Annotated in this window: 10 protein-coding genes and 4 pseudogenes; 2 read left to right on the top strand and 12 right to left on the bottom strand. The window is 64.8% G+C overall.

Annotated features, from left to right (window positions below):
* The 6 genes and pseudogenes from BSZ14_RS19470 to BSZ14_RS17375 all read right to left on the bottom strand — a co-directional run.
* Positions 1 to 113, bottom strand: a pseudogene (locus BSZ14_RS19470) (IS5-like element IS711 family transposase); the annotation flags it as partial.
* A gap of 294 nt (positions 114 to 407) precedes the next feature.
* Entirely contained in the window at positions 408 to 1,757 is a 1,350-nt protein-coding gene (locus BSZ14_RS20115) for a sugar transferase (RefSeq protein WP_241823816.1), read from the bottom strand.
* A 213-nt stretch (positions 1,758 to 1,970) separates the two neighbouring features.
* Positions 1,971 to 2,912: pseudogene (rfbA, locus tag BSZ14_RS17360) on the bottom strand (glucose-1-phosphate thymidylyltransferase RfbA).
* A 64-nt stretch (positions 2,913 to 2,976) separates the two neighbouring features.
* Entirely contained in the window at positions 2,977 to 3,426 is a 450-nt protein-coding gene (locus tag BSZ14_RS17365) for a hypothetical protein (RefSeq protein ID WP_076711865.1), read from the bottom strand.
* A 33-nt stretch (positions 3,427 to 3,459) separates the two neighbouring features.
* Complete coding sequence (locus tag BSZ14_RS17370) at positions 3,460 to 3,729, bottom strand: hypothetical protein (protein WP_076711866.1); 270 nt, start codon at positions 3,727 to 3,729, stop codon at positions 3,460 to 3,462.
* Complete coding sequence (locus tag BSZ14_RS17375) at positions 3,726 to 4,316, bottom strand: recombinase family protein (RefSeq protein ID WP_076711867.1); 591 nt, start codon at positions 4,314 to 4,316, stop codon at positions 3,726 to 3,728. The genes BSZ14_RS17370 and BSZ14_RS17375 overlap by 4 nt, the downstream gene beginning before the upstream one ends.
* Positions 4,317 to 4,454: 138 nt before the next feature.
* Between BSZ14_RS17375 and BSZ14_RS17380 the strand changes: the two are divergent.
* Positions 4,455 to 7,355 (top strand): annotated as a pseudogene (locus BSZ14_RS17380) (Tn3 family transposase).
* 86 nt (positions 7,356 to 7,441) lie between these two features.
* Positions 7,442 to 7,825, top strand: a pseudogene (locus BSZ14_RS20365) (integrase core domain-containing protein); the annotation flags it as partial.
* 21 nt (positions 7,826 to 7,846) lie between these two features.
* Here the strand turns inward: BSZ14_RS20365 and BSZ14_RS17390 are convergent.
* The 6 genes from BSZ14_RS17390 to BSZ14_RS17415 form a co-directional block, all read right to left on the bottom strand.
* Positions 7,847 to 8,620, bottom strand: a complete 774-nt coding sequence (locus tag BSZ14_RS17390; protein ID WP_076711868.1) for a helix-turn-helix domain-containing protein — start codon at positions 8,618 to 8,620, stop codon at positions 7,847 to 7,849.
* Between the two features lie 453 nt (positions 8,621 to 9,073).
* The gene (locus tag BSZ14_RS17395; protein WP_083748326.1) at positions 9,074 to 10,018 is read right to left on the bottom strand and encodes a replication initiator protein A; all 945 of its coding nucleotides are present in this window, start codon (positions 10,016 to 10,018) and stop codon (positions 9,074 to 9,076) included.
* 199 nt (positions 10,019 to 10,217) lie between these two features.
* On the bottom strand, positions 10,218 to 10,799 hold the full coding sequence (locus tag BSZ14_RS17400; protein ID WP_241823817.1) for a hypothetical protein: 582 nt from the start codon (positions 10,797 to 10,799) through the stop codon (positions 10,218 to 10,220).
* 57 nt (positions 10,800 to 10,856) lie between these two features.
* Entirely contained in the window at positions 10,857 to 11,903 is a 1,047-nt protein-coding gene (locus BSZ14_RS17405; protein WP_076711870.1) for a ParB/RepB/Spo0J family partition protein, read from the bottom strand.
* Positions 11,904 to 11,962: 59 nt separating this feature from the next.
* Positions 11,963 to 13,153, bottom strand: a complete 1,191-nt coding sequence (locus BSZ14_RS17410; RefSeq protein WP_056434743.1) for an AAA family ATPase — start codon at positions 13,151 to 13,153, stop codon at positions 11,963 to 11,965.
* 237 nt (positions 13,154 to 13,390) lie between these two features.
* A complete protein-coding gene (locus tag BSZ14_RS17415; protein WP_089413680.1) occupies positions 13,391 to 14,122 on the bottom strand; it encodes a glutaredoxin family protein in 732 nt (243 codons plus the stop codon).
* Positions 14,123 to 14,203: the final 81 nt, after the last annotated feature.

Raw genomic sequence — 14,203 nt, forward strand, 5'->3', positions numbered from 1 at the left:
GCGTCCACGAAAAGCCGGTTGTCCACGCCGCTGCGCCCTCGCGTTCCTTCACGCCCGGGCAGATATCTAGCGATCCGCTCCCATTGCTCATCTGTCAGCGTGCGTCTGCTCATCAACCGGCTCCTTCACCAGCCTTGAATCAGAACCCACGGAAAAACGGAATCCTCTAAATGCAGACGCCGCCTAAGGTCAATACGGTATGCGCGTCTTTATCACCTGTGTCGCTCCACCCAGGCACAGGCCCAGAACTACCGAGCCAACCGCATACCCAAGCGCGATTTCAACCATGCCTGCTCCTGTGGTGCCCCGCCCGTATCCGGCGGTGACTTGCGCAGCATAGCCCCCTTTCACAAAAGTGCCATAAACTTTCCCTTCGTCCCGTCGCACGCGCCGATAGGGGCCGGTCGTCAAAAGGCGTTGCGGTGGAGGATGACGCGGACGGTCAGGAAGATGATCTTGATATCCCGCCAGATCGACCAATTTTCAAGATATTCGAGGTCCGCCTGCAGGCGATTGCGCAGATCGTCCTCGACCAGGGTCGCACCGCGGAAGCCGCGAACCTGGGCAAGGCCGGTGAGGCCCGGCTTGGTCGCGTGGCGGTCCCAATAGCGCTGGTCGACTTCCCAGAACAGCTTGTCTGCGGCGCGTGACCCCAGGGCATGCGGGCGGGGACCGACGATGCTCATGTCGCCCTTCAGCACGTTCACCAGCTGCGGCAGTTCGTCGATGCTGGTCTTGCGGATGATCCGCCCGACCCGGGTGATCCGGTCGTCGTTGCGCGAGGCGGAGCGATGGCCGGCGCCGTCCAACTGCTGGACGTACATCGAGCGGAACTTGAGCATTTGGAACATCTGGTTGCCGCGGCCGATGCGCACCTGTTTGAATAGGATCGGCCCCGGGCTGTTCAGCCGTACCGCGATCGCGGTGAGGACGAGCAACGGCAACAGGCACAGCAAGGCGGCCGAGGCGAGCGCGATATCGAACAGGCGCTTGACGATCCGGTCGGTCAGGTCGAGCGGCCCCGCCGCGACGATGACCGACGGCACGTCGCGATTGGGACCGAGGCCGAGCGGCGCCATCGCCGCCAGTTCAGGGACGACGATCTCGCTCTGCACGTTCGCGCCGCGCAGCGCCTTGGCCCAGGCCATGCGATGTTCGGGCGCGCAGGTGACGACGACGCGGTCGGCGCTGGCGACCAGCGTCGCGAGGCGATCGTACATGTGCGGATCGTGCGCTTCCGGATCAAAATAGGATTCCGCCGCCATCACCATCGAGAAGTTGCCCGGCGGGATTGGCGCGCCGCGGTCGCACAGCAGAATCGAGCTGAACGGATTGCCGCCGACGAACCACGTGAGATGGCGGACGAACACATAGCGTCCCGTCACCAGCAGCAAGGCGGCCAGCGCGGATCCGAGGCCGATCGTCAGGCGCGGAAAGGCGGTCGCCGACTTTAGGTAGAAGGCGGCCAGGATGACGCAGCTGATCGCAATCGCCAGCGCCTGGATGCCGCGACGGATCGCGCCGAACGGATCCTGCAGATTTTCGGAATCATAGGCATCGAGATTGGAGGCGATCAGCGCGTAGAGCGGCATCAGCACGAGGGCGAAGACCAGCCAGCCGCTGTCGACGATGATCGACTGACGCGACATGGCGGCGATCGCGAAGCCACCGAAGATCGCCGCCATGTCGCAGCACAGCAGATAGGCGATGGCGCGGAACTGCAGCAGCACGCTGCGCGGGCGCCAATGCGTCTTCACACTCTTGGGATCGGAGGTCGTCATCAACTGCCTGGAAGAAGGAGAGGGCCGGGAAAAGGTATCGGCGTTGCCCAGCATGCCCATACACCTAACCGCCCGGAAAACCTCGCGAACAGAAGCGCCGGATCCTTAACGACAATGGCGGATGATCTCAATCCGGTCCTACCGGCAAGACCCGTCCACCGGTGATGGGGGTGCGTCCGCCATACGCGCTCACGGCACGTCGGTAAAGGGTCGCTGCCGCCGCTTGCCCGCCCTTCGGTCCCCCTGCGGGACGGGCGTTCCCGCGATCGCGGTCAGGATCGCGCGGCCGTAGGCGGTCTTGGCGAGCACCTGGCCCCGCGCCTCCGCCGCCTCGCGGGTAATGAGGCCCTGGAGGTAGGCGATCTCTTCCAGGCAGGCGATCTGGATGCCCTGGCGGTGCTGGATGGTGCGGACGAACTCGACGGCCTCAAGCAGGCTGTCGTGCATGCCGGTGTCGAGCCAGGCGAAGCCGCGGCCCATCGGCTCGACGTGGAGCGTGCCGGCATCCATGTAGCGGCGCGCAAGGTCGGTGATCTCCAGCTCGCCCCGTGCCGAGGGCACGAGCGCCTCGGAATGGTCGCAGACGCCGGCGTCGAACATGTAGAGGCCGGTCACGGTCTGGTTCGAGCGTGGGCGTTCGGGCTTTTCCTCGAGGGACACCGCCCGTCCGTCGTCATCGAGGCGATGACGCCATAGTGTTCGGGATCGTCGACCCGGTAGGAGAAGAGCGTGGCGCCACCCTCCGCCTCGATCCGGGCGACGGCGCGGCGTAGCAAGGTGCGCAGGCCGTTGCCAAAGAAGATGTTGTCGCCGAGCACCAGCGTCATCGCCTGCCCTGCGATCCAGTCGCGCCCGATCGTGAACGCTTGCGGCAGCCCCTCAGGCGCGGGCTGCTCGGCATAGGCGATTTTCAGGCCCAGCGCCGATCCGTCGCCGAACAAAGTGCGGTAATGCGGCAGATAATCGGGGCTGAAGATGATCAGGATATCCCGAATGCCGGCGAGCATCAGCGCCAACAGCGGATAATAGATCATCGGCTTGTCGTAGACCGGCAGCAGATGCTTGTTGACGACCAATGTCGCCGGATGGAGCCGCGTTGCCCGTGCGGCCGGCGAGGATGATGCCCTTCAAGGGGTGACTGCACGAAAGTGCATTCTGCGTACGGTAGGAGCGAACGAGCGGTGAACGGCGGGGTTCAGTCGCCTGCCGTATTTTCCTGATCGATCACGGCGGCTCGTATACCGAGCAACCAAGGCACCCATGCCAGCGCATATCCGGCCCAGAGGTATTCGTACCACGGCATCGCATGACCCAGTTCAGCGACGCTGGCGAAGACGCACAGCACGGCAGCCCCTCCGAACACCAAGCTGGCCGCGACCGTGCGGATGGGGCGATCCCACCTGATCTTGGCAAGGCGGGTAGCTGGATCATAGCGTCGAAGACAAAGCCAGGCGATGCCCAGCACGATGGGCGACGCGACGATCGTCACCAGGATGCTGCCGTACATGGGGATGCCAATGCTGTCGCCATTGGGAGGCAGCACACCCGAGCGAAGGACCTGCGGCCAGTAGACGAAATTCAGAACCGGATAGAAGGCGAGCAGCAATCCGGTCAGGATCCACAGCGGCCTGGCGCTTGTCGGCATCGTCGATCTCCTGCTCTTGGCCTACTAACGCATTCAGCGCCGAAACGGGATCACGACGGCCTGATCGAGAAAGGCGCGCATGCCCTCTTTCTCGACGGTGTGGCGGAAAGCGGCCCATGCGGCATCGTCGGTGGCAAAGGGATCGTCCCACACGGTCGAGGTGCCGCTGTGGTTCACCACTTCCAGCGTCCAGCCCGGCTCGTCTTCGAGGCGGATGATGTGGACCTCGACCGTGATGCCCTGCTCGGTGACGATGCCGGACAGGCCGGAGGTGACGATGTTCGGATCGCGTTCGCCTGTCATGCGCCTGTCCCTGCCGTTTCGCCGACGCGTTGTGCGCCCGCACCTTCCAACGCCTTGTAGAGCGCGGTCTTGCCAATCTTCAGCCGGGCGGCTGCCTCGCGCACCGTCAGGCCCGCAGCAATATGCGCGCGCGCCTTGCGCAGCTTGTCGGGGGTAACGACTGGACGCCGACCACCCTGCGCCCCGCGTTCGCGCGCGGCGCGCAATCCGGCCTGGGTGCGCTCGCGGATCAGGTCGCGCTCGAACTGGGCCAGACTGCCGAAGATGTTGAACACCAGCATTCCGCCCGGTGTCGTGGTGTCGATATTCTCGGTCAGTGAGCGAAACCCGATCCCGCGCGCCGCCAGGTCGCCGACCTGCGCGATCAGATGGTGCATCGAGCGACCGAGCCGGTCGAGCTTCCAGACGACCAGCGTGTCGCCGGCCCGCAGATAGGCGAGCGCCTCGGCCAGCCCCGGCCGGTCGGCCCTGGCCCCCGATGCCTGATCGTCGAACGTGCGCTCGCAACCGGCGCGGATCAGCGCGTCATGCTGGAGCGCCAACTTCTGGTCGGCGGTGGAGACGCGCGCATAGCCGATCAGCGCCATGCGCGGGTCCGAAGTGTCCGTTTTCCCATCTTGACGTGGTCTTGTCCGAATCGCCGTCGAAGGTCCAGAGTTGACGGACACATTCACGCTGGCCGTCCAATCACCGTCTGACGGACAGCCTCAAGGAGGTTCAGGGTCATGGCGAGGCGACGCCTGCTCACCCGCGAGGCGCTGGCGCGTCAGCTCGATCCACCGGCCGACGAACGCGAGATCGCGCGACATTTCACCCTGACGCGCGAGGATCTCGATTGGGTCTTGATCCGGCGTGGTCCCGCATCGCAGCTCGGCTACGCCATGACGCTCCTTTATATGCGCTGGCCCGGGCGGGTACTCGGCGCGGACGAGACGCCGCCCGTCTCGGTCCTGTCGTTTGTCGCCCGTCAGCTCGATGTGCAGAGGCGGCCTGGCGCGACTATGGCCATCGTGACCCGACACGACGTGCGCATCTCGCCGATCTGGCACGGCGCATGGGCTATCAGGCGTTCGGCCGGACCGACTTCCACGCCCTGGCCGCCTTCGCCATGCCCGTGGCGCAGACCATCATCCAGCCAGTCCAGCTGGCCGAGATCGTCATCGACGAAATGCGACGTCGTCGCCTGTTGCTGCCGCCCGTCACTGTTATCGAGGCGATCGTACGACGAGCGCGCCGCCAAGCCGACGAACTCGTCCACGATGTGCTGACCCAGGGGCTGGGTGATGGCGGACGTACCCGCCTCGATGCGCTGCTCGCCCATCGTGGCGACCAGGGTGCGACGTGGCTGTCGTGGCTGCGCAACCCGCCGCTGTCGCCGGCACCGCGCAACGTCATGCGCCTGCTCGAACGACTGGATCATGTCCGGGCGATCGGAATGGCACCGGCACGGGCCGCAACGATCCCGGCCGCAGCCTTCGACCGCATCGCCGACGAAGCCGTGCGGATCACGTCGCAGCATCTAGCGGAACTGCCCGACCGGCGCCGCCATGCCGTTCTGGCGGCAGCAGCGCTGCGGCTTCGCGAGAGCCTCGCCGATGCGGTGCTGACGATGATGGACAAGCTCCTCGGCAGCATGATGCGGCGCGCCGAGAACCGGACGCGCGACAAGGCGCTGGGTGCGATCCGCGCGCTCCAGGCGCAGTTGCGCCTGCTCACCGGCTCGTGCCGCCTGCTGTCGATGCACGGGCGCGAGGGCTGGACTCGCTCGCCGCGATGGCGATCGATTGGGAAAAACTGAGGGCGGCGGTCGGGGAAGCGGAAATCCTGGTCGCGCCGGAGACGACCGACCGTACCGCCGAGCTGATCGACCGGCATCGCTCGCTGCGCGCGGTGATCGGGCCGTTCCTGGGCGCCTTCACTTTCCGGGGTGCCGGCCCGGTGCAGGGGCTGCTTGATGCGGTCCGGGTGGTCGGTGAGGTTTATCGGACCGGCAGGCGACGCCTGCCCGACGATCCGCCGCTTCGCTTCGTGTCGCCATCGTGGCGGCCGTTTGTGCTGCGCGACGGGCAGGTTGTCCGCGCGGCCTATGAACTGTGCGCTCTCACCCAGTTGCGCGACCGGCTGCGTGCCGGCGACATATGGGTGGAGGAAAGTCGCCAGTATCGTGCTTCCGACAGTTACCTCCTGCCACCCGCCACCTTCGCCGCGATATGTGAGCGCGGACCGTTGCCGCTGGCGATCGAGACTGACTTCGATACCTTTATTGCCGGTCGCCGAGCCCGCCTCGATACCGCGATCGAACAGGTCACGGCACTCGCCCGGCAGGGCGAACTGCCCCAGGTGCGGCTCGATGCCGATGGTCTCGTAATCTCGCCGCTGAAGGCCGCAACCCCGCCCGATGCGGAGGACGTGCGGCGCATGGTCTACGATCGCCTGCCCCGCGTGAAGATCACCGATCTATTGCTGGAGGTCGATGGCTGGACCGGCTTTTCCGAATGCTTCACTCATCGCCGCTCCGGTCGACCGGGCGATGATCGCAATGCGCTTCTCACCGTAATCCTGGCGGACGGCATCAATCTCGGCCTGATCCGCATGGCGGATACCTGCCAGGCGGCCACCCTGCGCCAACTCGCGCACCTGCATGACTGGTACGTCAGCGACACCGCCTATGGTGAGGCGCTGGCGCGACTGATCGACGCGCATTGCTCCCTGCCGCTAAGTGCCCTCTGGGGCGACGGCCAGCTCTTCCACGCCGGGGGGCGCGGTGCTGCGATCGGTGAGATCAACGCGCGTAACGGCAACGAGCCCGGGGTCAGCTTCTACACCCACATCTCGGACCAATATGACCCGTTCGCAAGCCGGGTGATCGCGGCGACGGCGGGCGAGGCACCCTATGTCCTCGACGGGCTGCTCTACCATGCCACCGGTCTGTCGATCGAAGAACATTACACCGATACCGGCGGGGCCTCCGACCATGTCTTCGGCTACCGCTTCGCGCCGCGTTTGCGGGATCTGAAGAAACGACGCCTGCATCTGCTGCCGCAGCAGGATGCCGGGGCGCTGCTCGCCGGCCTGACCGGCGATCCGGTCGCGGTCGGCCACGTCGCAGACCATTGGGACGAGTTGCTCCGGCTCGTCACTTCGATCCGCAGCGGCGCCGTCACCGCCTCCGCGATGCTGCGCCGGTTGTCCGCCTATCCACGCCAGAACGGCCTTGCCCTGGCGTTGCGCGAGGTCGGTCGGATCGAACGCTCGACTGGTTGCGCGACATCGACCTGCGCCGGCGTGCCCAAGCCGGGCTCAACAAGGGAGAGGCGCGCAACGCGCTCGCCCGAGCGCTGTTCTTCAACCAGCTCGGCGAACTGCAAGACCGCCGGTTCGAAAACCAGACCTACCGCGCCTCCGGCCTCAACCTGCTCGTAGCCGCCATCATCCTGTGGAACACCCGCTACCTCGAACAGGCCATCGCCGGCATGGCCGTGCCTCCCGAAACTGCCCGCCACATCGCACCGCTCGGGTGGGAACATATCTCGCTCACCGGCGACTACCGCTGGAACACCGACGACCGCCCTCCGGTCGGCCAGCTCAGGCCGCTACGCACACCCGCATCGTTGCTCGCTGCATGACGCGGCCACGTGTTCGCCTATCGTTCACGCTTGGCGTACGCAGATCACACTTTCGTGTCGTAGCCCCAATAGCTCCGGCTCGCCGCAGCCAGTTCACCAGCACCGACTTCACCAACGTGTTGCGCGAGGCCGAGGTGCGGATCAGCATGGACGGACGCGGCCGCTGGATGGACAACGTCTTTATCGAGCAGCTTTGGCGGTCGATGAAGTACGAATGCGTCTATCCGAACGCATTCGGGCCCGGCTCCCAATTGCGAACCGGGCTCGGCCGGTGAGTCAGCTATTACAACGGGTAGCAGCCTCACTCCTGCCTCGCCGGCCGAACGCCGGACGAGGTATACGGACATGCCGTTCAACAGAATGGCGGCGTAAACCAACCGGGGTATAGCTTAGCCCACACGCTAAACTGTTCAGGAAGGCGGGACCACCTCAATTGCATCCATCAGGCGAATGATCCAACGCATCGCTAAGCTCGAATTATGAGGCGGGCTCTAAGATAAAATGGGAAGAGATTCAGGATCGGGGTGAGACTCGCGTGAATGCGTCATTTGATCAATCACTGCACCAAGCCGTGCCAACATCCGGCCGAGCGAACCGCCCACGGTGATCTGCGCCAGTTCACAGCATGACAACTGACCTTTCAGCCGCTTTTGTTCCTCAGCCTCGTCGGCCACGTGCTGGACCGTATCGTTGGGTGCCGGCGCGGGGCGAAGCCAGCGGGGGAGCAGGGACAGCAGCCGCTTGGGCGCAACCACCCGATAAGCATTCGACGTCTGCTCGAAGCGCGGCCCCGGCCCTTCTCCTTCGATCCGGCGGAAGCGGCGTTGGCGGACGAGAAAACCGGCGTCCTCCAAAATCTGGATCGCACGCGCGACGGTGGCGCGGCCGAGCGCAGTGGCCGAGGCCAGCCGGTCGTAGCTGGGATAAACCTTGCCACCGTTCAGTCGGGCAAGCGTGCAGAGTTCCTCATAAACGCGCACCGCACCTGCGGTCAGGCTGGCCAACAGATGTTCGGCACCGGTCAGGTCCCTGCCCTGCCCCCGCGCTTCGCGCTTGATCCGACGTCCGGTGTCGAGCGCCACGCGCGCCATGCGGATCAGCCGGTCGCACTCGCCCTTGGCGGGCTTGGCGAAGAAGGCGTCTTCGAACGTCCCCGCCTCGATACTGTCGCGCCGCACGGACGAGCGGGAGCGTCGCCCCCCCTGCCCGCTCGCCACTTGCGCAAGCACGCGCGTCGTCGCTTCACCAAAGGTGAACGCCGTCATCTTCCTTCCCCTTATATCCGGGGCCGGACCAAAAAAGACAAAGAAAGAACGTGGCGCGAAGCGCGCATCCTTGAACCGCAGGGGCGACAGGCGTATCAGGAGAGGGCTAGTGAGACCCCGGATCGACGTTTGGCGACGTCGCTCCTGTAATACCTGGGATGCCCGGCCTTCGTGCCGGGCTTTCCTTTATGTGGTCACGACCGCTCCCATATGCTGCCTTCGCAGATCTGCGACCCGCGATAGGGGGCAACCTTGCAGGTAATTTCCAACAAAGAAAGCAGTCACGATTCGTGCTTTCGAGTAGGAAATCAAAAAAACTGCTAGATAACGCTCGAAATCGGCAACATCATTCGTGCTATCGAGTATGAATTCAGCGAAGACTTCGTGCTATCAAGTATCAATTCAGATGGATAGTTCGTGCTATCGAGTATGAATTGATCGTCGGTCCGCGAATCACGGATCGACGTGATTCGCGTCCGCTTCCGCCAAGTCCTCCAGCGCCCTGGGACGGGCCGTGACGATCACCCGCGCGGACGGCGCGCGGCGGCCCCTCCCCCGGCCCTCGGTCGGTTCGGACTCGGCATCCTCGATGATCGCGACTTGGAAGTCGGGGATGGCATCGGCCTGCGCGATCGCCTTCATCGCGGCACGAAAATTGGCGAGCGGGTTCTGATATCCGACTTGCAGCCGGAAGGTCGCCAGGTCGATCTCCAGCCGCCCGTCCTCGGCGGTGGCGCAGGCCACCTCGTAGATGCGCCGCTCGACCGGCCCCAACTGGAAATAGGCCGCGGCATAGGCCAACACCTGCTTGTCGCGCAGGATCGCGCGGTGCAGCCAGTCGCACAGACGCACCTTCACCGCCTTCAGGCGGCGCTCGCCGGTGCGCGTCTTGGAATAGTGCAACCGCGCCTCGGACAGCCACGAGAAGAAGCCCTCCTCCCCTTCCCCGCCCGCCTCGATATTGGTCTTGATCTGCGTACCCTGCAGCCGCTCCAGCGCCTCGGACAGCCGCTGGTACGAGCGCGCCGAATGGTTCGAGCCGGTGACCGAGAACAGGTCATGCGCGGTGAAGATGAAGTCCTGCCCCACCTCCTCGCCGCGTTCGATCTTGGCCGCCATCAGGCTGGCGATATAAAGGACAATCTCCTTGTCATAGATGGTCGCCACCCCCTTGGCCGAGGGCCGGACCTCGATCGCAACATTGGCGTGGGAATAGGTCAGCGGCTTCATCCAGGCGGTCTTGCTGAGCGCGAAGAAGGGAAAGGCCATCAGCGACCGTTCGCCGCGGATCTCGCTGGTGAGTGGGCTGTCGAGGTAGAACAGGTCGCCCTGCGGCCGACCGCCCGAGCGGGCGGAAATGGCGTCTTTTTTACGGGCGGGCGTGGTGGTTCGCGTCATGTTGGATTTCATACTCGAAAGCACGAACTTTGGGGAGGGGACCCGGGGCTACCGCTGGGAATAGCGGCCAAACCGCGTTTGAGTTCGTGCTTTCGAGTATGAATTCGTCGACAGCGACACAACTCTTCGCAGGGTGGCGAAATTGGGGTTAGCCGCAGGTCGTACGCACTATACCCAATGGCCTTGGCTGCACGCTCGATCAGGCGAACAGGTCGCCGATGGCGCTGGCCCGAAAGTGATTGCACAGGCGACGACGGCGATGCTCGCGCGCGTCGTGGCGCATGTGACAGGCTTGGCACAGCGCCGCCAAATTACGTGGCCGGTTGTCGCCGGGATTGTGATTGAGATGGGCGCTGGCCAGCAGCACGCGCGTTACGCGGAACGGTAAGGGCGGTGCGATTCCCGCAAGACCTGGCTGCCCGGCAAGCATCGCGGTCGGGCTGGCCAGCCCCCTCACCTTTCGCCCCTTTGCGTCACGCCACCGTCTGCGTCCGTCGTCCCACCAGCGGCCGTCGCCCAGATGCATAACGGCGTGACCATGCGGCCGCCCACAATGCTCGCACCGCCCCTTGGCGCGACCGAAGCGGATCAGCGCCGACAATTCACGCCAGTCGATCGGATAGAGCCAGCGGTGTTCGCGCGCGATCGGCATGACCCCATCCTGAATCGGTTGCAGGCGAGACGAAAGCGGAAAATCGTGGTGATTCAGAAAACTCATGAGTGGCGGCAGATTCGCGCCGGTTGACCGATGTTTCTCCAAGGAAACATCGGTCAATTTCATGCTCCGGCAAGGAGGACCATGCACTCCTCCCGCCCTCATGTTTCCCCGGGGAAACACTTAGCGCTTCAACCCCTGCCCCGTCGCCTCGAGATGCGCCAACATGTCGCGCAAGGCGTTGACGGCCTCTTCGACCTCGGCATTCGGATGGGCATGAAGGCGCACGGTCACCCCGTGGCGGTTGATTGACTGAATTGACAGTACTTCGCGGCCATGACCGGTCATGTAGCGATAGGATTCAGGCGCCCGGCCTTCCTCCACCGCCTTCGACGCGCCCAGCAATCGGCGCAGCACATCGGTCGGCGGAATGGTGGGCTGGCCCGCTTCGCGCCGCTGAGCCTGTTCATCTGCGATATGGGCAGCGACGCGGGTGATGACCCGCACCTCGTTCTCGTCCTGCATGGCCTGGGCCAGCGCATAGCCGGGCTTCAGCTGCACCTCATAGGGCGAGGCGAAGGCGGCGATGACCGCGTCGGGCAGCGCCGCGACCTTCAGCATCTTGGACAGCCAGCCCTTGGACAGCTTCAGCCGCTCGGCCATGCGGGTCTGGTGGTTGCCATAATGGGTCTGGAGTGCGGCCAGATAATTGCGTGCCCGCTCCAGATCGGAGACGTCGGCGCGGGCGCGGTTCTCGAGGTCGGCGAGACGGAACGCGGCCTCGTCGTCCAGCTGGGCGACCTGCGCGACGAACATCATGTCGGGATAGCTGTTGGCGCGCAACCAGCTGATCGACCAGTGGCGCCGGGTCCCTGCGATCACCTCGTAATCATGATCGGGATCACCCTCGATCCGGCGGACCACGGCGGGGACTTTCTGGCCCCCTTCGGCGATGATCGAGTCGATCAGCTCGCGGCAATGCGCCTCGGTCAGCAGGTCGTAATTGCGGGCATTGCCCGACCAGATTTTCACCCGCGCCGGGTCGAGCAGCAGCTGCGTGACCTGCCGCACCTCGCCGCTGGCGACGCGGGCAAGCGCGGACTCGCGGCCGAGCAGCGTGGTGCCGCGGCTGCGTTCCACCAGGGCCTCGCGGACCGGGATGGGGGAGGGGGCGTCGCCCTCTTCCTCCGCCAGCAGGGCCGCCAGATAATCGGATTGTTTGCGCGTCATCTTATGCCTCCCGCCCGGAACATAGGCAGAACATTATCGTGTAGGAAAGGGGAGTCGCGTCAAGCCGCCGCATGGATCACCGCTTCCTCGCTCAGCGGTTCGACCCGGCCCCAGCTCTGGCGGACCAGCTGCTCGACCTGGCGCATCGCCTCGTCCAGATTGGCGCGGCAACGCTTGTGCGTCTTGGGCGTGCCGATCGGCTTTTCCAGCTCATAGACGGTCATCATCCGCATCGCGGCATGGCTGATCTCGGCCGACTCCAGGATGGGGACGGGGAGGAGCGCGGGGCCGAAACTCTGCTCCATGATCGCGCGCACCATGGCGTGGCTGGGGTCGTTGCCGTCGAACTTGGAGCAGATCAGCCGGACGAACTGGTAATCGACCTCGATCCCGGCACCCGTCAGCTGGTTGAGCACCTGGTCCATCATCGACAGAAACTGGACGGTCGAACAGAAATCGGGTGTCGTCGCGGCCATCGGCACCAGCAGCGCATTGGCCGCCTGCATGACCGCCAGGCTGATCGTGCCGAGGGCAGGGGGCGGATCGAGCAGCACCACATCGTAATTGCGCGCAAGGTCGGCCAGCCCGCGCTTCAGCTTGCGGAAGCGCGCGGCCAGCACCGATCCGCCATCGGACCCTGCCGCCGCCAGCTCATATTCCACGTCGAACAGCTCCAGGTTCGACGGGATCAGGTCGACATTGGGCCAGGGCGTCGGCTTGACGGCATAGGCCAGGTCGGTCTGCGTCGGGTCGATCGACAGATAGGGGTAGAGCGTCTCTTCGCGGGTGACGTTGAAATGCGGGTTGAAGCCGAACAGCGTCGTCGTCGTCGCCTGGCTGTCGCAATCGACGACCAGCACCCGGTAGCCCTGCACCGCGAAATAATGGGCGAGGTGGGTGGTGACGGTCGACTTGCCGACGCCGCCCTTGAAATTCTGGACCGCGATGATCGCGGGGATATCGAGCGGCGCGCGGGCGGGGGAGGCGCCCAGCACCTCGCGCATGTGGAGCAGCTCTTCGACGGTATAGCCCTGACGTCGTCCATTGTCGGTGGTCGGGGCAGGGGGGAGGCGGCCATCCTCCTCGGCCATGCGAATCCGGTTGGTCGAACAGCCCAGCAGCTGCGCGGCCTCGGCGATGCCGAAGCGGACATGCAGACCTTTGCGGCTTTCGGGCAGGAACGCCTTGCGCCGGAGCCGCTCGATCATCCGCTCGCCTGCACTGGCCAAATCCCCGATCTGGGATAACATTGCATGATCTTCCGCCACTCGCACACCCCTTGAAGCTTTTGGGGGTGTTTCATGGCAAAGTTCATTCAATCCGGCAAGGTAGAGCGGATGTTTCCCCGGGGAAACTTAATCCTCCCCGGCACGGGGAGGTGGCAGCGCGGAGCGCTGACGGAGGGGGGCCTTCCTCGTAGGACATCCTGTGCGGAGCGCCCCCTCCACCATGCTTACGCATGGTCCCCCTCCCCGTGCCGGGGAGGATCAGGACACCACCATCCATACCGCCATCCCGATCATCATCAGATTCTCGGTCAGCGACAGGAAGCCCAGCGGTACGTTGCTCGATCCGCCGACACAGGCGCATTTCAGCTCGCGCCGGTCGATATAGACCGCCTTGACCACCGACACCGCGCCGATGCCCCCGATGAACAGCGCGATCGGCACCGACAGCCACTTCGCGACCCCCGCGATCATCAGCACCCCCGCCAGCGCCTCGGCAAAGGGATAGATATAGGAATAGGGGACCCAGCGCTTGGCGAGCAGGTCGTAGTTGAGGAACATGGTCGCGAAGCTCTCGACATTCTGGAGCTTCAGCAGCGCCAGCACCGCCATGCTGAACGCTACGAACCATTCGACCGCACGGCCCGTGAAGGGGGTGGCATAGACCGCCTGGCTGGCCGCCAGCGCCATCAGCGCGGTCATCGCGAAGAGGGCGGCGACCGGGCGATAGCTGGTCGCCTTGGGATCGGCGACGCGCTTGCCGAAGAAGCGGCGCAGATCGTCATAGCCGCCGACCCGCTCGCCCCCGATAAACACCTGCGGGGTCGTCTTCACGCCATGCTCCGCCTTGAAGGCGTCGGTTTCCTCGCGGGTGCGCAAGGGACGGTCGTCGACCTCATAGCCCTGTCGGCGGAGCAGGTCCTTGGCCTTCAGCCCGTACGGGCAGGTGTGGGTGGGCATCACCATGCGGTACAATATGGCTTTGCGGGTCATGGTCTTCTCCGGCTGGGATCCATGCGCCATATGGCATCCGTACCATGGTACGGAGTCAAGACATGGCCGATTTGACGATCG

Source organism: Sphingomonas sp. Sph1(2015) (genome assembly GCF_001970915.1).
GTDB lineage: Bacteria > Pseudomonadota > Alphaproteobacteria > Sphingomonadales > Sphingomonadaceae > Sphingomonas > Sphingomonas parapaucimobilis.